The sequence below is a fragment of the Pseudoalteromonas fenneropenaei genome, from assembly GCF_042643375.1.
GTDB classification, from domain to species: domain Bacteria; phylum Pseudomonadota; class Gammaproteobacteria; order Enterobacterales; family Alteromonadaceae; genus Pseudoalteromonas; species Pseudoalteromonas fenneropenaei.
This window is the reverse complement of record NZ_JBHRSD010000010.1, coordinates 185,509-207,312: the sequence shown is the minus strand read 5'-3', so window position 1 is coordinate 207,312 and position 21,804 is coordinate 185,509. Positions and strand designations below refer to the sequence as shown.

Sequence of the window (21,804 nt, the reverse complement as noted above, 5' to 3'; positions counted from 1 at the left end):
TTTAATGAAAAAACTCGCGTTTGCACTGATGTGCTTAGCGTCTTCTTGGGTGCATGCCCAAGAAGCGGTGAGCGCAAAACAACTCCTCACTAATCTTGCCTCGGCTGTTCATAGCCAAAATTTTGATGCCTCCTTTGTGGTTATGAAAGGTAAAGCCATGGAACCTTATCGTTGGTTGCATGGTAAAAAGGGTGAGACTGAAATCGAATTCTTAAGCTTACTCAATGGCGCTGGCCTTGAAATGGTGCGCGTTGATAATCAAGTCACTTATTACGAACCACAACTGGCTCCATATGCGATTGAAACCGACAGCATCGCAGGACCTGTGCCAGAAGTGCTGTTCAAAGACATTGCTAGCTTAGAGCAGCATTATGATTTTGTGCTCGGTGGCAAAGGGCGTATAGCGGGTCGCGCAGCGCAACTAGTGCGGATTGAGAGTAAAGATGAAAGCAAATACAACTACTGGTTGTGGTTGGATATCGAATCTTCACTGCTGTTAAAAGCGGCCTACGTCAATCAACAAGGTGAAATGCTTGAGCAGTTACAACTGACCCACATCAGCATTACCGAAACCCCTGCTGCGCAATTATTAGAAATCGCAGCGCGCGAATTTCCCAAGGCTTTGCCCAATGCCGAGCGGCAAAATGAGCCAAAAGTTCAGGATAATTGGCGTATTGGTTGGATGCCAAAGGGCTTTGAATTGCTGAAATCTGACCGTCACAAGTTAGACTTAAACAACGAATTAGCTGATTACTACCTTTATTCCGACGGTTTAGTGGAAGTGTCGGTGTTTGTGCAACGGCCGCTGCCAGGGCGTCGTCCTAGCGGGGCGTTGACCTCAGGTGCAACCACGATTTATGTCCACAACACTGGTCATTTTGATGTCTCCGTGGTCGGCAATATTCCTGCTATGACCGCCAAAGCCATCGCAGAGTCGGTTACGCGACCATTATGATAGAACAAACTATGACTGTGGTGGCGGTGAATGGCCGCCTCGCTGAACTGCAAGCCGAAGCCAAAAAGCCTTGCGATGGCTGTAATGGTAAATGCGGCTCACAGGTATTTAGTAAGTTATTTAAAACTGACAAAAAAACCTTATCTTTTGAATTTGATGAAGCTGTAGTGGTTGGACAAAAAGTCAAACTGGCACTCGATGACCGTCATTTAGTGCAGCACAGCCTCTACGTCTATCTATTACCGCTGTTATTGGCGCTAGTTGCGGCGATGTTGAGCGCCTCTGTGCTGGCGCTTGCTGAAGGATGGCAGATTATGGCGGCAATCGCAGGTGGCTTGATAGGGGCTGGCATTGCCAAAATCCGCACGCAACGCTTTAAACATGACATTCAGCTGCTAAAAATTTATCCAATTAGCTTACCTTTGACGCAAATAGATGGTGATTAAACCTGAATACAGGTAAAATCCGGGCTTTGATCCCGTTAACGTCTTTTAAGAGTTTAAAATCCAGTATATGAAGCACCAGCATATCCGTAACTTTTCGATCATCGCCCATATCGACCATGGTAAATCGACCCTATCAGATCGTTTGATTCAAGTCTGTGGTGGTCTAACTGACCGCGAAATGCAGCAACAAGTATTGGATTCAATGGACATTGAACGTGAGCGTGGGATCACCATCAAAGCGCAAAGTGTGACCTTGAACTACACCGCCAAAGACGGTGAAACTTATCAGTTAAACTTTATCGATACGCCGGGACATGTTGATTTTACCTATGAAGTATCACGTTCGCTTGCTGCCTGTGAAGGCGCGCTATTGGTGGTTGATGCCGGACAAGGTGTAGAAGCGCAAACTTTGGCGAACTGTTACACCGCACTTGAGATGGACTTGGAAGTTATTCCAGTACTCAACAAAATCGATTTACCACAAGCTGACCCAATTCGTGTTGCCGAAGAAATCGAAGATATCGTCGGTATCGAAGCCCTTGAAGCGGTAAGATGTAGTGCGAAAACAGGTATCGGTATTGACGAAGTGCTTGAAGTGCTAGTGCGTGATATTCCGCCACCAGAAGGCGACCCTACAGCACCATTGCAAGCGCTCATCATTGACTCTTGGTTTGACTCTTACCAAGGCGTCGTATCATTAGTGCGGATTAAGCATGGTGAACTGCGTCAAAACGACAAGATGAAAATCATGTCAACAGGCCAAGTGTACCAAGTTGACGACATCGGTATTTTCACGCCTAAGCAAAAGAAAACCGGCGTGTTGAAAACCGGTGAAGTAGGTTATGTTATCGCGGGTATCAAAGACATTCACGGCGCGCCAGTAGGCGACACTATCACTTTAGTGAAAGATCCAGCGCCGCAGCGCTTACCAGGCTTTAAGCGTGTAAAACCCCAGGTTTATGCGGGTATGTTCCCAATCGCGTCGGACGAATATGAAGCGTTCCGTGATGCGTTGAACAAACTGAGCCTTAACGATGCATCGTTGCAGTTTGAACCAGAAAACTCAACCGCTTTGGGTTTTGGTTTCCGTATCGGTTTCCTTGGTATGTTACACATGGAAATCATTCAAGAGCGTTTAGAGCGTGAATACGATATGGATCTTATCACTACTGCACCTACGGTAGTGTATGAAATCAAAATGAAAAACGGCGAAGTGATCCAAATCGATAATCCATGCGATTTGCCACCTATCAACAACATCGAAGAAATTCGTGAGCCGATTGTTGAAGCTAATATTCTTGTACCACAAGATTACTTAGGTAACGTGATCACGCTGTGTATCGAAAAACGTGGTATGCAAACTAAGATGACATACCATGGTAAACAAGTCGCGGTAACCTACGAGCTGCCAATGGCTGAAGTGGTGATGGACTTCTTCGACAAATTGAAGTCAACCAGCCGTGGTTTTGCGTCGTTAGACTACAATTTTATTCGTTTCCAAGAATCTGATATGGTGCGTGTGGATATTCTGATTAACGGTGAGCGCGTTGATGCACTGGCAATTATTGCCCACAAAGACACTGCGCAGTCACGTGGTCGTCAGTTGGCTGAAGCGTTAAAAGAATTGATCCCACGTCAGCAGTTCGATATCGCTATCCAAGCAGTTATCGGTGCACACGTTATTGCTCGTACCACGATTAAACAACTTCGTAAGAACGTTTTGGCGAAGTGTTATGGTGGTGACGTGAGCCGTAAGAAAAAGCTTCTACAAAAACAAAAAGAAGGTAAAAAGCGTATGAAACAACTAGGTAACGTTGAAGTACCTCAGGACGCCTTCTTAGCGATTTTAAAAGTCGGTAAATAATTAGGGAAGGCAGGGTATGGCAGGTTATTTTTCAATTTTATTGGTGATACTGACGCTTGGGTCAGGATTGATTTGGTTGGTCGATCATCTTGTGTATGCACCAAAGCGTCGTGAACGCATTGCGATTGCACAAGGGGCATCTCAGATCCCATTAGATGAAGACACCAAAGCGCAAATTGCACCAATGCCTGCCATCGCTGAAGGGGCTAAATCGATATTCCCGATGATTGCCGCTATCACGATTTTCCGCTCGTTTATTTTTGAACCGTTTCAGATCCCGTCAGGCTCTATGATGCCGACCTTGCTGGTGGGGGATTTTATTCTGGTCCAAAAATATAGCTATGGCGTGAAAGACCCAGTGTGGCGTTCGCAGCTGCTCGAAGTGGGCGAGCCAGAGCGCGGCGATATCGTGGTATTCAAATATCCGCTTGATGAGCGCGTCGACTTTATTAAGCGTACCATAGGTTTACCGGGTGACCGTATTGTTTACCGCAATAAGCGTTTATACATCCAACCGCACTGTGAAGCTGGCCAAGAAAAATCCGGCGAGATGCTATGTGGCGAATATAACGCGGTTGATATGGAAATCATCAATCGTGATGAATTTTTCCAAGGGCCGATGCCATTGGTTCGTATTAACGAATCTTTACCGGGACAAGCTCACCATATCTTGATAAACCCAGAAGCGTTGGAAATGAAAGGTCGTTATTTCCAACAGCCGGGCACCAAAGCCGATGAGTGGGTCGTACCACAAGACAGCTATTTTATGATGGGTGACAACCGCGACAACAGCCAAGATGGCCGCATGTGGGGCTTTGTACCAAAAGAAAACTTGGTTGGTAAAGCGGTATTTATTTGGATGAGTTTTGAGTTTGATAATGGCCCAGACAGCTTATTACCAAGCTGGGTTCCAACTGGTGTTCGTTTTGAACGCCTAGGTAGCATTCAGTAACAATGAAAAAAGACGTACAAGAGTTATATAACAAGATAGGATATCAATTTACATCGCCTGCTTTTTTAGAGCAGGCGATGACTCATCGCAGCTATAAAGGCCAGCACAATGAACGACTAGAGTTTTTAGGCGACTCAATTTTGAGCTTTGTTATCGCCAACGCGCTGTTCAAAAAGTTTCCCAAAGCCCGCGAAGGTGACCTAAGCCGTATGCGCTCAACTTTAGTGCGCGGCCAGACTTTAGCTGAATTTGGCGTGGAATTTGGTCTTGGTGATTATCTGCGTTTAGGACCGGGTGAACTAAAAAGTGGTGGTTATCGCCGCGAATCCACGTTAGCAGATGCTGTGGAAGCCATTATAGGTGCGGTATTCCTTGATTCGGATATTGAGACCTGCACCAAATTAGTGTTGAATTGGTATGAATCTCGCCTTGATGAGATCTCACCTGGACACAATCAAAAAGATCCCAAAACCTTACTACAAGAGTATCTGCAAGCACGCAAGTTGCCGTTGCCAGGCTATACTGTGGTGGATACCAAAGGCCAAGCACACAATCAGACATTCACGGTAGAGTGTATTGTAGAAGGGATGGAAAGCATTATTTCAGTCGGTAGCTCACGGCGTAAGGCCGAGCAAAAAGCTGCCGAAAAAGCGCTAAAGAAGTTAAAGCATGACACCTAACACCCATTGCGGCATGGTGGCGATTGTTGGTCGCCCGAATGTCGGAAAATCAACCTTGTTAAACAACATTGTTGAGCAAAAAGTAAGTATTACCTCGCGTAAGCCACAAACTACCCGCCACCGTATCATGGGTATTCACACTGAAGATAACTACCAAGCTGTCTATGTGGATACACCCGGTTTACACAGTGAAGAAAAGCGCGCTATTAATCGCTTGATGAACCGCGCGGCGGCCAGTTCGATAGGTGATGTGGAGCTGGTGATCTTCGTGGTCGAAGGCACGCATTGGAACAAAGATGACGACATGGTGCTGAATAAAGTGCAGCAAAGTGGTCGTCCGGTGTTATTGCTTATCAACAAAGCGGATAGAGTTAAAGATCACGACAAGCTACTTGAGCACATGCAGTGGTTAAGCGAGCAGGGTGAATTTGTGGGGATCATTCCTATCTCTGCTGAAAGTGGCAAGAACGTTGATATGGTCAAAGCTGAGGTGCGTAAACGCTTGCCGGCTTGTGAGTTTTTCTTCCCAGAAGATTATGTCACTGACCGTTCAATGCGCTTTTTAGCCGCAGAAATCGTGCGTGAAAAACTGATGCGTTTTATGGGTGATGAACTGCCTTATTCTGTTACGGTAGAAATTGAACAGTTTAAGTGGCAAGACAACGGCGTTTGGCAAATCAATGCCTTGATTTTGGTCGAACGTGACTCACAAAAACGTATGGTGATCGGCAACAAAGGCGAAAAGCTTAAAGTGATTGGCCGTGAAGCGCGTAAAGACTTAGAAGCCATGCTCGACAACAAAGTGTTTTTAGAGCTATGGGTAAAAGTGAAATCGGGTTGGGCCGATGATGAGCGTGCACTGCGTAGTCTGGGGTACGGAGAAGACTAATTGGACAGCGACTTCTCGCGGGCATTTTTGCTGCATCGCCGACCATTCAGCGATTCTCAAGTTATGCTGAATATGCTCGTAGAAGAAGTTGGCCATATTAAAATGATGGTGCGAATTAGCGGCAAACAGCAGCTTAAACACAACGCCCAACTCCAGCCTTTTACCCCGTTATTGTGCCGCTATAGTGGGCGGCACGACCTCAAATATCTCAATCAGTTTGAATTATTACAAAGCCCATCCAGTATGCAAGGTAAACGCTTGTATTGCGGCTTTTATCTCAATGAGCTGAGCTATCGTTTAATGCCCATAAACGAGCCATTAGAAGCCGCATTTGAACTCTACCAGCACCATTTACAGCGCTTGCAACTGGGCGATGAATTGGAATGGGTGCTGCGCAGTTATGAATTTGAATTGTTGAATTTGCTGGGTTTTGGTATCGAATTTGAGTACGATGCAGAAGGCCAAGCGATTGCGCCTCAAGCACATTATCAATATGTCCAAGAATTAGGATTTGTGGTTGCAGAACAGGGTTATGCGGGCGCTGCATTACATGCCATTGCGGCGCTGGACTTTTCCGCTGACGCAGTGCGCCGAGCGGCAAAGCAACTAAGTCGGCAAATTTTGCGACCTCTGCTTGGCAACCGCGATTTGAAAAGCCGGGAACTGTTTATTACAAGGTAAAGTATTACTCAAGGTATTGTTATGAAAGAAATTTTATTGGGTGTGAATGTCGATCACGTAGCAACGTTACGTCAAGCACGTGGCACCACTTATCCTGATCCGGTTCATGCTGCTGCTGTTGCGGAACACGCTGGGGCAGATGGTATTACAATTCACTTGCGTGAAGACCGTCGCCACATTATCGACCGCGATGTCTATGTGATGGCGAAAACCTTGCAAACGCGCATGAATCTAGAAATTGCGGTTACCGAAGAAATGCTTAATATCGCATTGGAAGTAAAACCGGCTTATGTGTGTTTGGTGCCAGAAAAACGGGAAGAGCTGACCACTGAAGGCGGCTTAGACGTGGCGGGGCAACTTGATAAACTCAAGGATGCGGTGTCACGCTTAAGCGCTGCGGGTATCAAAGTGTCGCTGTTTATTGACGCGGACAAAAGCCAAATTGATGCAGCAAAGGCCGTGGGCGCGCCTTATATTGAAATCCACACTGGCTGCTATGCTGAAGCCATCACGGATGCGGAGCAACAAGCCGAATTGGCGCGCATTACTGACGCGGTAAAATATGCGCACGGCATCGGCTTGGTGGTGAATGCAGGTCATGGCCTTCACTATCACAACGTTAAACCAATCGCGGCGATAGCAGAGATCTATGAGCTGAATATCGGTCACGCCATTGTCGCACGCGCGGTTATCGATGGTTTTGCCAAAGCCGTTGCCGATATGAAAAAATTAATGATTGAAGCGCGTTTAGGCGTTTAATCTGAATCGAATTGAGAGGCGTGCCAATTAGGCCGCCTCTATTCCCGAATCTCGCAGTAAGTTTTCCAACTCGTCTAATAATTCTAATAATTCTGGTTCCAACGCATCTAATGATTGCTGTTGTTTCAACGCTGTTTCTATCGCTTCAGCCAGCTTTTTCAGCCGAGGGACGCCGGTATAACAACACGCACCATGGAATTTATGCACTATTGTTAGCAAATGCTCAAGATCTTGCTCCGCTATGGCATCTTGCAGCAGTTTGATGGTTTCAGGCACGCTGAGCAGTAGCATGTTGAGCATTTCCAATGCTAAATCGCCTTTGCCGCCAGCGTGCTGTAAAGCTTGTTCCCAGTCTAAAATATGGCTTTCGAAAGGCGCTTCAACCAGTGCACTGGCAGGTTTATTATTGCGGGTCCGCAAACGTGGTAGTGACTCACTAAAATCACAAATGGTTTGCTTGAGCATGTCTTCATCAATTGGTTTGGTAAGATAGCCTTTAAAACCAATTTTTAGTAGTTCATCCTTTTCGCCCGTCAAGGCATGGGCTGTCACTGCGATAATGGGCGTATCATCATTCAGCGATGAGTCCAGAATGGTGGTGCAGGCGGTGATCCCATCCATTATCGGCATTTGGATATCCATAAAGATGATGTCGTATTTATGGGTTTTGCACAGTCCCACGGCTTGTGCGCCATTATGAGCAGCATCAATTGATTCCACTTGTTCTTGCAACAGAGTCGTGATCAGTTTGAGGTTGGCATCATTATCGTCGGCAACCAGTACTTTTAATGGCAGGATATCAAATTCTTGGCCATCGTTGATTACATCTGGGTGGTCTAGGCGGTAAGGCGCAGCTAGCAGCTCACAGAGCTTTCTGTGGTTAACTGGTTTGCTTAAACAGCTGTCGGCACCTGAGCCAATCAAGGACTCCCGCATATTGTGCGAAATGGTGTTTAGCATCAAATAGAGGTAATCAGTTTGGCTACGAACTTTGCTGATATAAGACTTCAGCATCGGCATTTGGTCAACCGTGGCAATGTGGCCAATCAAGCACACATCATAGTTAAAATCTTGCTGTAATGCGGCGAGAAAACTGGCTTCGTCTTCACAGGCCGTAACCTGCATTTCCCACTCTTGTAATAACGATAATACCGCTTGATGGGTGTGCTCATGTGGCTCAAAGTACAATACGCGTTTATGTTTGAGCGGTTTAACTGGCAAATCGGCATTAAACAGGTGGCTCGGTAAATCAAATACGGCATTAAAGGTAAAGCAGCTGCCATTGCCGGGCGCAGAGTTTAAGGTGATACGGCCACCCATGGCCTCAACAATATGTTTGGTGATGATAAGACCCAGCCCAGTTCCGCCAAATTTGCGGGTAATGCTAGAGTCTGCCTGACCAAACGGGGTAAACAAGGTATCTTGCTTTTCTTGCGCGATACCGACGCCAGTATCTGACACTGAGATCAGCAATGAGGCACGTTGTTCATCTAGCAAACGATGGCCAATATCTATGCGTACCGCGCCTTTCTCGGTGAACTTTATCGCATTGTTGATAAGGTTAATCAGTACTTGCTTAAAGCGGGTCGGATCGCCAATGAGGTTATCTGGCACTTGGCGATTGACATAAATCGACAGTTCTAACTGTTTATCATGGGCGCTTGGTGCCAGTAAAGTCATCACTTCATTGACCACATCACGTAACTGGAACTGAATATGTTCAAGTTCCATGGCACCCGCTTCAAGTTTAGAGAAATCTAGAATGTCACTGATGATACTCATTAAGCTATTGGCGGAGAGCACGATAGTATCAAGATAATCTTTTTGGTGTTTGTTCAGCGGCGTTTTATAAAGCTGGCGGGTAAAGCCTATCACGCCGTTTAGGGGAGTACGTAACTCATGACTCATCTTGGCAAGGAAGTCAGATTTTACCCGGTTAGCGTCCTGCGCTTCTTTTTTTGCCATCACCAACTGAATATTTTGTGTTTCGTACTGCTCTAAGGTTTCGCGATAGTCGCTGGTGGCTTGGTCGATATGCTTTTGCATTTCATCTTTTTGCATCACCATTTTATCGCTGATACTGGTTAAACCTTGGCGGAGTAATTCAAATTCGCCCTCCATCGGTTCGATTAAACCTATATCATGCTTACCTTCGGTGAGTTTGTCGGTCGCAAGCAATAACTTACGTAGTGGGCGAGTAAAACGCTGACCAAAGTAAATGGCGATGATACCAGTAATAAGTAACGTGATAACGATAATAGCCGTGCTTGCTAACAGCGCACGTTGCTGAGAGATCAGCGCTTCGTCGAGGTTTGCTTCAACCACTAACACCCCCAAGTTAGCAGGCATAGGGCCACTCCAAAGGTCAACATGTTGGCTAAATTGTTTCACGGGGGTGTAGAAAACTTGGGTTTTTTCAACACGTTGACTTAGAGTGGTTTGTAATTCTTCCACTTCGCCACTAAATTGCAAGCGTGCAAACTGCGCGTGATAGTTGCTTGTCAGTATTAAGCGGTTATCTTTATCAAATAGCGCAATGCTTTTGATAAGGCTACCATGACGGCTCTGAGTTAGAGTGATCAAACGATGTAACTGAGCTTTGTCTGCACTCAGTAACGGTGCTTCTAACGCTACTGCCAGCGGTTCAATAATGCTACTACCGCGTGCTTCGACAATTTGTTCAAGCTCGACGAAACGATTTATAGTAAAATAGCCGCCAAGTAACAGGCCAATAATCACCGTTGGCAATAGGGTCAATATCAAAACGCTATCGCGTAAGCTGAGTCTAGTCATAGTTAACATCATGTCGACGAAGTTAAAGCTAGATTAATCACTTAGCCGCGGTTAGGCAATGCTAAAGGGGCAATTCCATGGCGCAGTTTTTTCGCGCGAACAAAAAGTCAACAACGCCACAAGTGCAAACAGTCACTGTTAGTTCATTAGATCACCAAGGTCGTGGTGTTGCACGCCAAGATGGCAAGGTATGGTTTATTGATGGCGCACTGCCCGGTGAAGTGGTGAAAGCGCAAGTCACGCAAAACAAAGCCAAGCTGGTAGAGGCCAAAACGGTCAAAGTCATGACTGCAAGTGCAGAGCGAGCAAAGCCGTTTTGCGGCGACTATGAAGCTTGTGGTGGTTGTGAGTTACAGCATCAAGACTTGGCTGCGCAAGTCGCCGCTAAGCAATTGGCGGTAGCCGCGTTATTCCAAAAGTTTACTGGGTTGTCGCAACTCCCTTGGCAGCCAGCGATTACCTCTGCAGGGCAACATTATCGCCGTAGCGCGCGTTTGGCGTGTTTATTTGACAAAGACAGCGGCCGTTTAAAGCTTGGCTATCGTGGTAAAGGCTCAAAGAAAATCGTTGAAGTGCAGCAATGTGATGTACTTGCCCCTGCGTTTGCCACGCATATTGGGTTATTACGTGAGGTGCTCAATCGTCATCCCGCGCTCAGTAGTATCAGCCATGTACAATTGAGCGAAGCGGATAACGGCAGTTATGTGGTGCTGCGTCACATCAAAGCCATTAGTAGCGAATTAAAAGCCAGCGTCAACGCGGCGTTAGCGCCGTGCAATTGGCACCTATTATGGCAAGGGCCAAGCGAAACGGTCAAAGTAAGTGACGACTTACTGCCGCGTTATCATTTGTCTGAGTTTGATTTGACCCTATCGTATCAGCTCGATAACTTCGTCCAAGTTAATGCCGCGGTAAACCAACACATGCTACAACAAGCGATGGCATGGTTAGCTCTGACTGCTTCCGACAAAGTTTTGGACCTTTTTTGTGGTATCGGAAACTTCTCGCTAGTGGCGGCAAAACAAGCAAACAGTGTGATTGGTGTCGAAGGTGTGGCGTCTTCGGTTGCAATGGCCACGCAAAATGCGCACACTAATCAAATCAGCAACGTGACTTTCCACTGTAGCGATTTAACCGCCAATCTTGTTGAAGCACAGTGGTTTAGCAAAGACAGCAATGTGCTTATCTTAGATCCTTCGCGCGTTGGCGCAGAGGAAATCTTGGCACAATTGCCGCTTAAACAATTTGAGCGCATTTTATATGTGTCGTGCGACCCGGTGACGCTGGCGCGTGACAGTAAATTGATAGTTGACCAGCGTTTTGAGCTGGTTAAAGTTGGACTGATGAATATGTTCCCGCACACGGGGCACATTGAGAGCATGGCACTGTTTCAAAGGAGGTAAGCTAAATGGTTGCAACTCGCCAATCCCATCAACACACCCAAGTGGTGGATTTTGATTCCCGCATGGCGCTACTAGCGCTTGGCGAAGATAAATTGGCGTACCTGCAACGAGCGAAAACCTTCTGCCCCATCGCCAATAATGAGCAACTCAATATGGCGGTGGAAATGGTCGAAATTTTAGCAGCGCTGAATTTTGATGCTGAGTCGCTGACGGCGGCATTTTTAACGCCGTATTTTTTAGCCACGCAACTTGACATGGACAAGATCAAAGCTGAGTTTGGCGACAACTTAGTGCTGTTGCTCGAAGGGGTTGAGCAAATGGCAACCATCAGTACGTTGGCACACCATCAAGGCAAAGGCTCAGTACAAATCGACAATATTCGCCGCATGTTATTGGCGATGGTTGAAGATGTGCGCGCGGTGGTGATAAAACTGGCGGAGCAAATTTGCCATTTACGTGCGGTTAAAAATGCTGACGAAGAAGAGCGGGTTATCGCCGCGAAAGCCACCGCCAATATTTTTGCTCCACTTGCCAACCGTTTAGGTATCGGCCAGTTAAAATGGGAGCTGGAAGATTTATCTTTTCGCTACCTGCATCCAGAAAAATACAAAAGTATTGCTAAACAACTGGCGGATAAGCGTCTTGACCGTGAAGCCTATATGGAAAATATGGTGCAGCAAGTTAGTGATCGTTTACATGAGGCAGGTATCCAAGCTCAAGTTTATGGTCGGCCAAAACACATTTACAGCATCTATAAAAAGATGGCGCAAAAGCACTACGAATTCGACCAATTGTTCGACATTCGCGCGATGCGCATAGTGGTGGATGCCATCCAGGATTGCTATGCTGCCCTTGGGGTAGTGCATACTAACTGGCGTCATCTTAATAAAGAATTTGATGATTACATTGCTACCCCAAAGCAAAATGGTTATCAATCGATCCATACCGTGGTGTTTGGTCCTGAAGGCAAAACCGTCGAAATTCAAATTCGCACTGAAGAAATGCACCGTGATGCTGAACTCGGCGTTGCTGCGCACTGGCTCTATAAAGAAGGTTCATTGCCGGGCCGTGGCTCGGGTTATGAGCAAAAGATCAGTTGGCTGCGTAAACTGTTGCAATGGCAAGAAGAAGTCGTTGATGGCAGTGAGCTGGCCGAAGAACTTAAAAACCAAGTGGTTGAAGACCGAGTCTATGTCTTTACGCCAAAAGGGGATATCTTCGATTTGCCGCTAGGCTCCACACCACTCGATTTTGCTTACTATATTCACTCTAATGTTGGCCATCGTTGCATTGGCGCAAAAGTGTTTGGCAAGATTGTGCCATTTACTTATCAGCTCGCGACGGGCGATCAAGTTGAAATTCTCACCCAAAAACAACCTAACCCAAGCCGTGACTGGTTGAACCCGTCATTGGGTTATGTGAAGTCATCGCGTGCGCGCGCTAAAATTCACAGCTGGTTTAAATTGCAGGATAGAGATAAAAATCTGCAAGCCGGCAAAGAAATTTTAGATAGCCATATTCAGAAGCTGAATTTGAGCTACAAGGATTTTGACCCTGCGATTGAACGCTTTAACTATCGAGAGTTTGATGATTTGCTGGTGGCGATTGGTGCTGGTGATATTCGAATTAACCAACTGCTGAACTTTGTTCAAGACAAACCCAAAGACGAACTGCCACTTAAATTTAAAGCGCCGAGCACGCGTAAAGGCGATAGAAGCGGCATAGTGGTTGATGGCGTGGGTAGCTTAATGTCGCATATGGCGAAATGTTGCCAGCCATTACCCGGTGACGATATTTGCGGTTATATCACCCAAGGCCGTGGTATTGCGGTGCATCGCAGTGATTGCGATGCTTTTGCGCACATTACCGAGCAGCATCCGGAGCGGGTGGTGGCAGTCAGTTGGGCGGATGATGTTAAAGCTTCGTATAGCTTAACTTTGCGGATTGAAGCGCAAGACCGTCAGGGCCTTATTCGTGATGTCAGCTCAGCCCTTGCCAATGAAAAGGTCAATATCAACAGCATGAATGTGCAAACTCATGACGACCGCCAGTTAGCAGTGTTGGTGATGCAAGTGGAGATCAACGACCTGTCGGCGATGAATCGTTTATTGGTGAAGTTACATCAAATCGAAGGGATATTCGAAGCGAAAAGGCAGCTGTAAATGCAGAATATTGAGCAGTTATTGGCGATTATGGCGCGTTTGCGCGACCCACAAACGGGTTGTGACTGGGACAAAAAACAACACTTTGCCTCGATTGTGCCGCACACCTTAGAAGAAGCTCACGAAGTGGCAGAGGCCATTGAACAGCGTGACTGGGTGGGCTTAAAAGACGAGCTGGGCGATTTATTGTTTCAGGTAATTTTTTATGCCCAGCTAGGTAAAGAGGCGGGCTATTTTGATTTTAACGATATTGTCAGTGGTCTGAATGATAAGTTGATACGTCGCCATCCACATGTGTTCGAACACACTCAAACCCTGAGCGAAAGCGAGCTACAAGCACAGTGGCAGGCGATAAAAGATCAAGAGCACGCCGCAAAATCTCATCACCCCACTCGTTTTGCTGATGATGTTAGTAAAGCCTTACCAGCACTTAGCTATGCGCAAAAAGTCCAGCGCCGTGCCGCAGGGCTGGGTTTTGATTGGCCGAGTTATCACGGCGCCTTGGATAAAGTGGCTGAAGAGGTCGAAGAAGTGCGCGAAGCGCTGGCACACGATCCAAATTCTGCACACAGTGGGGAAGAGCTTGGCGATTTATTGTTTGCCACAGTAAATGTGGCTCGTCATGGCAATCATGACGCAGAGCAGTTATTACGCCAAGCCAGTCGTAAATTTATCCAGCGTTTTCGGCAAGTTGAGGGGGTGTTGGGCGAGCAAAATAAGCGCTTAGCGGATGCCAATTTAGCCGAAATGGACGCCGCTTGGGAGGAAGTAAAACGCCGCAGTCGATAAACGAGTGACTCGTCGGACAAGATTTAGCTGGATTGCCAAGCTGGGCTTTGCTAAAATGTGATCCCGTCTTGATTCTAAATTTTTTCCACTTTTCCTGATATTCTAGGGTTCGCATGAGTACTAAATTTATCTTCGTAACAGGCGGGGTTGTATCCTCTTTGGGTAAAGGTATTGCAGCTGCCTCATTGGCTGCTATTTTAGAAGCACGTGGCCTGCGCGTGACTATTCTAAAGCTAGACCCATACATCAACGTCGATCCTGGCACAATGAGCCCTATCCAACACGGTGAAGTGTTTGTGACTGAGGATGGCGCTGAAACTGACCTTGACTTAGGTCACTACGAGCGTTTTATCCGCACTAAAATGACTAAGCGTAACAACTTTACGCAAGGTCGTGTATTTGAAGACGTATTACGTCGTGAGCGCCGTGGTGAATTCCTAGGTGCTACTATCCAAGTTATCCCACATATTACTAACGACATCAAACGCCGTGTCCTTGAAGGTGCAGAAGGTTATGATGTAGCTATCGTTGAAATTGGTGGCACAGTAGGTGATATCGAATCGCAACCGTTCTTAGAGGCGATCCGTCAATTAGGCACGGAAATTGGTCGTGAACGTGCGTTGTTCATGCACTTAACTTTAGTGCCATTCCTTGGCGCTGCGGGTGAAGTGAAAACCAAACCAACTCAGCACTCGGTGAAAGAGCTACGCTCTATCGGTATTCAACCTGATATTTTGATCTGTCGTTCAGACCGTAAACTGCCAAATAATGAGCGTGCGAAAATTGCGTTATTTACTAACGTAGAAGAGAAAGCGGTTATTTCTTTACCAGACGTAGACAGCATTTACAAAATTCCTGCGTTATTAAAATCGCAAGAGTTGGACTCTTTAGTGTGTCGTCGTTTCTATCTTGATTGCCCAGAAGCCGATTTGGCTGAGTGGGAACAAGTGCTATACCAAGAGTCAAACCCTACGGGTGAAGTGACCATTGGTATGGTGGGTAAATACATTGAATTACCAGATGCCTATAAATCGGTAAACGAAGCGCTTAAACACGCTGGTTTGAAAAATCGTTTAACCGTAAATATTCAATACGTTGACTCACAAGACATCGAAAGTAAAGGCACAGAAGTGCTAGCGAATTTAGATGCGATTTTAGTCCCTGGCGGTTTCGGTAGCCGTGGTGTTGAAGGCAAAATCTTAGCTGCGCAGTACGCGCGTGAAAACAAGGTGCCTTACCTAGGTATCTGTTTAGGCATGCAAGTGGCGCTGATTGAATACGCACGTAACGTAGCTGGCCTTGAAGGCGCTAACTCAACTGAGTTTGATGCGAAGTCGGCGCACCCAGTTGTAGGCCTTATCACAGAGTGGCTAGATGCTGAAGGCAATGTTGAAACTCGTACCGAGAAATCTGATTTGGGCGGCACCATGCGTTTAGGTGCGCAGAAGTGTTACCTTAAAGAAGGCTCGCAGGTACGTAACGTATATGGTAATGATGAGATTGTTGAGCGTCACCGTCACCGCTACGAAGTAAACAATAACTACATTGCGCAAATTGAAGCGGCTGGTTTGTCTTTCACTGGTTTGTCTGAAGACAAGAAACTGGTAGAGATCATTGAAAATAAAAACCACCCATGGTTTATCGCGGTGCAATTCCATCCGGAGTTCACTTCAACACCGCGAGATGGTCACCCACTATTTGAGAGCTTTGTTGCGGCTGCCCACAGCCACCAGAAAGCCTCTTAAGGAAAAGCCGTGCCTATGCACGGCTTTTTTGTGGTCGAACTTTTATTGAGTTCGACCACAAAAAAGTCGACACCGGACTTCTCCTACACCCACATTGCTTGACGTTACAGGTAGGCGGCAGGTAATTCCCATGAGCACATAGCTATTCTGTGTGATTTAGGTGAGGGTGTAGCCAATACCGATACAACTTCAAGTCTGGTTAGTATAAGTAACAATTGCTATAGCTTGTTTTACCCAACAAGTTAAGGCAATGGTTATTTTTAGACACTCACCAAAAAATGGGAATAAGAGGAATCAAGATGTCAAAAATCGTAAAAGTGATTGGCCGTGAAGTTATGGACTCACGCGGTAACCCAACTGTTGAAGCAGAAGTATTTTTGGACTCAGGCGCTTGGGGACGCGCTTGTGCACCATCTGGTGCTTCAACTGGTACTCGTGAAGCGCTTGAGCTACGTGACGGCGACAAAGCACGTTATTTAGGTAAAGGCGTGTTAACTGCGGTTAATTACATCAATAACGACATCGCCAAGGCTTTACTTGGTCAAGATGCGTTGGCACAACGCCACATCGACGGCATCATGATTGAGTTAGACGGCACTGAAAACAAAGAAAAGCTAGGTGCGAACGCGATTTTGGCGGTTTCTTTAGCCAATGCTAAAGCAGCAGCACAGCACAAAGGCGTTGCTTTGTATGAGCACATTGCTGACATCAACGGCACTCCGGGTCAATACTCAATGCCAGTACCTATGATGAACATCATCAATGGTGGTGAGCACGCAGACAACAACGTTGATATCCAAGAGTTTATGGTTCAGCCAGTGGGTGCGAAAAGCTTCCGCGAAGCACTCCGTATGGGCGCAGAAATTTTCCACAGCTTGAAGAAAGTACTAAGCGCACGTGGCCTAAACACAGCGGTAGGTGACGAGGGTGGTTTCGCACCAGATCTTAAGTCAAACGAAGAAGCTCTTGCAGTTATCGTTGAAGCGGTAAAAGCAGCTGGCTACGAAATGAACAAAGACGTCACCTTGGCGCTAGATTGCGCGTCATCTGAGTTCTACCACGATGGTAAATATGACCTTAAAGGTGAAGGTAAAGTGTTTGATTCAGCTGGCTTTGCTGATTTCCTTGCTGATCTTGCTGCACGTTACCCAATTGTTTCTATCGAAGATGGTTTGGACGAAAGTGACTGGGCTGGCTGGAAGATCTTAACTGAGAAAATCGGCGACAAAGTCCAGTTAGTGGGTGATGACCTATTCGTGACTAACACCAAAATTTTGAAACGCGGTATCGATGAGAAGATTGGTAACTCTATCCTTATCAAGTTCAACCAAATCGGTTCATTGTCTGAAACGCTAGACGCTATCAAAATGGCACAAGACGCTGGCTTTACTGCGGTTATTTCGCACCGCTCAGGTGAAACTGAAGACGCAACCATTGCAGATCTGGCTGTAGGTACTGCGGCAGGTCAAATCAAAACCGGCTCACTGTGCCGTTCTGACCGTGTTGCTAAGTACAACCAATTGCTACGTATTGAAGAAGCGTTGGGCGAGAAAGCAGTATACAAAGGCCGTAGCGAGATCAAAGGCCAATAAGCCTTAAGTGATTAAGCGGCGTCATTGATTTGTGTCAGTGGTTCGTTTCGCTAACAAAAAGCCAGTGCTGTTTATTCGCACTGGTTTTTTACTTTTAAAGGCAAGAGTGCGTTATGCGCTAAAATGCTGACGTAAGATCTCAGCAGTAAATTGGGTTTTTAAATAAAATCCGCGTGGTAAGGTTTTAATTAGTTTGCCCGCAGGGCCTATGGCATCGGTCAGTACTTTACTGTGAGCCGCTTTTGGCCGAATCTGCAACACTTCACCTAAATGGCCGGAAATTTCCTCAACTTTACCCAAAGCCACCAATTCCATTTGCTCTTCCCAGTCTTGGCGCAACTGTTGTTCTTGCGCAGCATTTGGTTGCCACAAAAAGCCGCTACCTATGGTGCGGTCAACGGGGGCAATGTCACGCTCTGCCAATACTGGCAGCCACAACACATGAGTTAACTTGTGCTTCACCACAGAATTTTGCCAACAGAGCCCAGTGATATTGACCAAAGGTACTACTGACACATAAGTGGTTTCTAACGGTTTGCCATTAAAACCAAGCGGCAAGGTTTTAAGCTCTATACCTAAATGCTCAAAATCGGGAACGGGTCGAGATCCGGCACTGGCGCCCAATACATGTTCAATGAGTTGCCCAGGCCAGCCTTTTTCCCTGAGTAAATCATCAGGGGTTTTAAATTGGTGGGCGGCAGCTAACTCACCTAAGGTTAAGCCTGCGATACTATCAACACGTTGCATCAATTCGGCAATACTGCGAGGGGGCGTAGGCATGGCAGTTCCAGGCTGCAAATAAGAGTGTCGCTATTGTAAAAGCACCTGACGCTGAGGTCAAAACTGCAAAATAACAGTGCCCGAATTGGTGTTTTTTTGCACGCAATTTGGCTTGCTGGTATTTTGAGCTGTTTTTGACTTGTGGATTGTTAGTAACGCTATGAATTTAAAGTATTTATTTGTATTTTGATAACATTCGAGCGGACTCTTTTTAAACGCTTTTTGGATAAATACAGATATATAAACATGATTATCCACAGTTTCTGTGGAGAAACTGGCTTTTAAAACGAATAACTGTGGATTTGTTTGTAAAATAAGCGCTGAAACGTAACTTTATGCACAACTTGTGGGTAACTTGCGGAAAAACCAGAATAGTATTTGCTGTGCTTCTTAAGTTGTGGAACAATCATTTAAAATCGACTTACAAATGAGGCACTAAGGTGATTGACGCCGAAGGTTTTCGTGCCAATGTCGGAATTGTGATCTGTAATAATCAGGGTCAGGTATTTTGGGCGAGACGCTATGGACAACATTCCTGGCAGTTTCCACAAGGGGGGGTCGATGATGGCGAAACCCCAGAACAAACTATGTATCGCGAGTTGCGTGAGGAAGTCGGCTTAAATCCAGAAGATGTCGAAATCGTCGCAAGCTCTAAACATTGGTTACGTTATAAATTGCCCAAGCGACTGATCCGCAGAGATTCAAGTCCAGTGTGTATTGGTCAAAAGCAAAAATGGTTTCTTTTGAAACTGCGCTGTAAAGACGAAGATGTAAACTTGCTCCATACCCATCATCCAGAGTTTGATGATTGGCGATGGGTCAGTTATTGGTATCCGGTAAGACAGGTTGTGTCTTTTAAACGCGACGTCTATCGGCGTGTAATGAAAGAGTTTGCACCGTTTGCAATGCCTTTCAATAAACGCGAACCGTGTAAGGAATCTTGGCGCCCGCGTCGTTGATGGGCCCACTGTGTTGAGGAGTTCATCGTGCTTGCTACGTTACGTGCCATTGCAGAGGCGGTTGCCCATGAGCCATCTTTAGAGGCGGCGCTGAATCGGTTTGTAAGCATGGTGAAAGAGGCAATGCAAACGGAGTGTTGCTCCATTTACTTTGCTGATTACAGCCAAGACAACTTTATCCTTATGGCCACCAATGGCCTTAACCCTGACGCTGTGGGTAAGTTCCGCATGGGCTTTACCGAGGGGTTAGTCGGTTTGGTGGCACAACGTGAAGAACCTATTAACGTCGCATATGCGCAGTCGCATCCACGTTTTAAACTCTCCCCTGAAGTGAACGAAGAAGGCTATAACGCCTTTTTGTCCGTACCTGTTGTGCATCAAAAGAAAGTACTTGGTGTTATTGTTGTACAGCAAAAGGCGGCGCGTGTATTTAGTCACGATGAAGAGTCTTTCTTAATTACTTTATCAGCGCAGCTGGCATCACAGTTGGCGACTATTGAACTTAAAGAAGTACTAAGACAAAGCGATAGTAGCCATCAAACTTCCATATTAAAAGGGGTGGCGAGCGCGCCGGGGATTGCATTAGGCGAAGCCTTCGTAGTCTTGCCGAAACTGGATTTTTCGAGCATTGAGCTGCAAAAGAGCACAGACGTCGAACAGCAGCGCAAACGTTTTTTGCAAGCAGTGGCGGCAACACGCCATGAATTTAATGTGTTAGCTAACACGCTCAGCGACAGTATTCCCAAAGAGGCGCTCGCGGTTTTTGAAGTCTATCAACAGCTGTTGGATGCCCGCAGTTTAGGGCAACGGGTAGAACAAGAATTACAAGCAGGTTGGAACGCAAAGTCGGCATTAAAGCGAGTGATTGAACGTTTAGTCGCGCAGTTTAATGCCATGCAAGACCCTTATATCAAAGAGCGCGCCATTGATGTTAAAGACATAGGTTTGCGGGTTTTGCATCATTTAGTCAGCACCGAAAATGCAGTCAAACCCTATCCAGACAAAACGATTCTTGTGGCACACACTTTAACACCGACTATGCTTGCGGATGTACCAAAGGACAAGCTCGTTGGGGTGATTAGTATCAACGGAGCAGCCAACAGCCACGCTTCTATCCTGACCCGAGCTATGGCTATCCCTGCGATTTGGGGTATAGAAGATTTACCGTTACTGCAGTTTGATGGCAAAGCCATGATCTTGGATGCCTATGCGGGCCGGGTCTATATTTCGCCATCCGAAGCGCTGGAGCGTGAATATCGCCAGCTCAAACATCAAGACAGCTTACTGCACGATAAATTTGAAGCCGAGCATCATTTACCTCCTGTAACTTTAGACGGGGAGCGCATTAGCTTGCTGTTAAATGCCGGTCTTGATCTCAATACTGAGCAAATTCACGCCAAGTTGTGTGACGGTGTTGGGCTATATCGTACCGAATCTTGGTTTATGCAAAAAGGCCAATTCCCATCACAAAAAGAACAAGAAGCTTGGTATCGCGAAGTGCTCGCGCGCCATCATCCTGATCCTGTGGTGATGCGTACTCTAGATATCGGTGGTGATAAAGTGCTCGACTACTTTGACATCAAAGAAGACAATCCGTTTCTTGGCTGGCGTGGTGTGCGCGTAACCTTAGACCATCCAGAGCTCTTTTTAGATCAGCTCAAAGCTATGCTCAAAGCTAATGCCGGACTTGGTAACCTACGTATTATGCTGCCCATGGTGAGCCACAGCGAAGAAGTGGACGAAGCCATCAATCTCTTGGAACAAGCTTATTTTGAATTACAAGAAGAGTGGGCTGATCAGTTTTACAACCTAGAGCGTCCAGAAATTGGTGTCATGCTTGAAGTGCCTTCCAGTGTGTTTTTGCTACCGGAATGGTCACAAAAAGTCGATTTTTGCTCGGTTGGCAGTAACGATTTAACCCAATATCTATTAGCGGTTGACCGTTCAAATGCCAAAGTGGCGGACTTATTTGACCCCTATCATCCAAGCGTCCTGCGGGTGTTGGCACAAATTGCCCGCGATTGCCAACACTACGAATTACCGTTTAGCTTGTGTGGCGAGCTAGGCGGTGAGCCAGAAGGTGCAATACTGCTTGTGGCGATGGGGTATCGACGACTCAGTATGAACTTTTCTTCACTCAATAAGGTCAAGTGGGTGCTGCGACGCTTAACGGTCTGCGACATGGAAAAGCTGCTGCGGGAATGTTTGGCACAGTCGTCGGCCAAACAAGTACACCGAGTGCTGCGTGCATTTATGATTGAACATCAGTTCAGTGAGTTGTTATACACTCAATCTGGCAGCGGAAAACCAAATACCAGCTCGGTTTGAGTGACTGGTAACAACGACAACAAAGAA

Annotated in this window: 17 protein-coding genes; 15 read left to right on the top strand and 2 right to left on the bottom strand. The window is 46.4% G+C overall.

Features of this window, described 5'->3' with window-relative positions:
• The first annotated feature begins 28 nt into the window (after positions 1 to 28).
• From ACFOEE_RS05105 to pdxJ, 8 genes are all read left to right on the top strand, one after another.
• Positions 29 to 955 carry a MucB/RseB C-terminal domain-containing protein gene (locus ACFOEE_RS05105; protein ID WP_377121867.1) on the top strand — a complete coding sequence of 309 codons (927 nt, stop codon included), beginning with the start codon at positions 29 to 31 and terminating at the stop codon, positions 953 to 955.
• Entirely contained in the window at positions 952 to 1,401 is a 450-nt protein-coding gene (locus ACFOEE_RS05100) for a SoxR reducing system RseC family protein (protein WP_377121576.1), read from the top strand. The genes ACFOEE_RS05105 and ACFOEE_RS05100 overlap by 4 nt, the downstream gene beginning before the upstream one ends.
• A gap of 67 nt (positions 1,402 to 1,468) precedes the next feature.
• On the top strand, positions 1,469 to 3,265 hold the full coding sequence (lepA, locus tag ACFOEE_RS05095) for a translation elongation factor 4 (RefSeq protein ID WP_377121574.1): 1,797 nt from the start codon (positions 1,469 to 1,471) through the stop codon (positions 3,263 to 3,265).
• Positions 3,266 to 3,281: 16 nt separating this feature from the next.
• Positions 3,282 to 4,217, top strand: coding sequence for a signal peptidase I (gene lepB, locus ACFOEE_RS05090; protein WP_377121572.1), 936 nt, complete (start codon positions 3,282 to 3,284; stop codon positions 4,215 to 4,217).
• A 2-nt stretch (positions 4,218 to 4,219) separates the two neighbouring features.
• Complete coding sequence (gene rnc, locus ACFOEE_RS05085; RefSeq protein WP_377121570.1) at positions 4,220 to 4,897, top strand: ribonuclease III; 678 nt, start codon at positions 4,220 to 4,222, stop codon at positions 4,895 to 4,897.
• Complete coding sequence (gene era, locus ACFOEE_RS05080) at positions 4,887 to 5,786, top strand: GTPase Era (protein ID WP_377121568.1); 900 nt, start codon at positions 4,887 to 4,889, stop codon at positions 5,784 to 5,786. The genes rnc and era overlap by 11 nt, the downstream gene beginning before the upstream one ends.
• A complete protein-coding gene (gene recO / locus ACFOEE_RS05075; protein ID WP_377121566.1) occupies positions 5,787 to 6,467 on the top strand; it encodes a DNA repair protein RecO in 681 nt (226 codons plus the stop codon). It begins immediately after the preceding gene.
• Positions 6,468 to 6,488: 21 nt separating this feature from the next.
• Entirely contained in the window at positions 6,489 to 7,226 is a 738-nt protein-coding gene (gene pdxJ / locus ACFOEE_RS05070) for a pyridoxine 5'-phosphate synthase (protein ID WP_377121564.1), read from the top strand.
• Between the two features lie 27 nt (positions 7,227 to 7,253).
• On the opposite strand, the gene barA is transcribed toward pdxJ, so the two are convergent.
• Entirely contained in the window at positions 7,254 to 10,019 is a 2,766-nt protein-coding gene (gene barA, locus ACFOEE_RS05065) for a two-component sensor histidine kinase BarA (RefSeq protein WP_377121562.1), read from the bottom strand.
• A 77-nt stretch (positions 10,020 to 10,096) separates the two neighbouring features.
• Here barA and rlmD point away from each other — a divergent pair, with 77 nt between their 5' ends.
• The 5 genes from rlmD to eno all read left to right on the top strand — a co-directional run bounded on the left by rlmD (position 10,097) and on the right by eno (position 17,710).
• Entirely contained in the window at positions 10,097 to 11,422 is a 1,326-nt protein-coding gene (gene rlmD / locus ACFOEE_RS05060; RefSeq protein ID WP_377121560.1) for a 23S rRNA (uracil(1939)-C(5))-methyltransferase RlmD, read from the top strand.
• Between the two features lie 5 nt (positions 11,423 to 11,427).
• A complete protein-coding gene (gene relA / locus ACFOEE_RS05055) occupies positions 11,428 to 13,584 on the top strand; it encodes a GTP diphosphokinase (protein WP_377121558.1) in 2,157 nt (718 codons plus the stop codon).
• Positions 13,585 to 14,373 carry a nucleoside triphosphate pyrophosphohydrolase gene (gene mazG, locus ACFOEE_RS05050; RefSeq protein ID WP_377121556.1) on the top strand — a complete coding sequence of 263 codons (789 nt, stop codon included), beginning with the start codon at positions 13,585 to 13,587 and terminating at the stop codon, positions 14,371 to 14,373. It abuts the gene before it with no gap.
• Positions 14,374 to 14,486: 113 nt separating this feature from the next.
• Positions 14,487 to 16,118 (top strand): CTP synthase, encoded by a 1,632-nt coding sequence (locus tag ACFOEE_RS05045; RefSeq protein ID WP_377121554.1) that lies wholly within the window; start codon positions 14,487 to 14,489, stop codon positions 16,116 to 16,118.
• A 299-nt stretch (positions 16,119 to 16,417) separates the two neighbouring features.
• Entirely contained in the window at positions 16,418 to 17,710 is a 1,293-nt protein-coding gene (gene eno / locus ACFOEE_RS05040) for a phosphopyruvate hydratase (protein ID WP_377121552.1), read from the top strand.
• A gap of 111 nt (positions 17,711 to 17,821) precedes the next feature.
• Here eno and mutH read toward each other — a convergent pair whose 3' ends face one another.
• A complete protein-coding gene (gene mutH / locus ACFOEE_RS05035; protein WP_377121550.1) occupies positions 17,822 to 18,490 on the bottom strand; it encodes a DNA mismatch repair endonuclease MutH in 669 nt (222 codons plus the stop codon).
• A 440-nt stretch (positions 18,491 to 18,930) separates the two neighbouring features.
• Here mutH and rppH point away from each other — a divergent pair, with 440 nt between their 5' ends.
• Complete coding sequence (rppH, locus tag ACFOEE_RS05030; protein ID WP_377121548.1) at positions 18,931 to 19,449, top strand: RNA pyrophosphohydrolase; 519 nt, start codon at positions 18,931 to 18,933, stop codon at positions 19,447 to 19,449.
• A 27-nt stretch (positions 19,450 to 19,476) separates the two neighbouring features.
• Complete coding sequence (gene ptsP / locus ACFOEE_RS05025; protein ID WP_377121546.1) at positions 19,477 to 21,777, top strand: phosphoenolpyruvate--protein phosphotransferase; 2,301 nt, start codon at positions 19,477 to 19,479, stop codon at positions 21,775 to 21,777.
• Positions 21,778 to 21,804 lie beyond the last annotated feature (27 nt).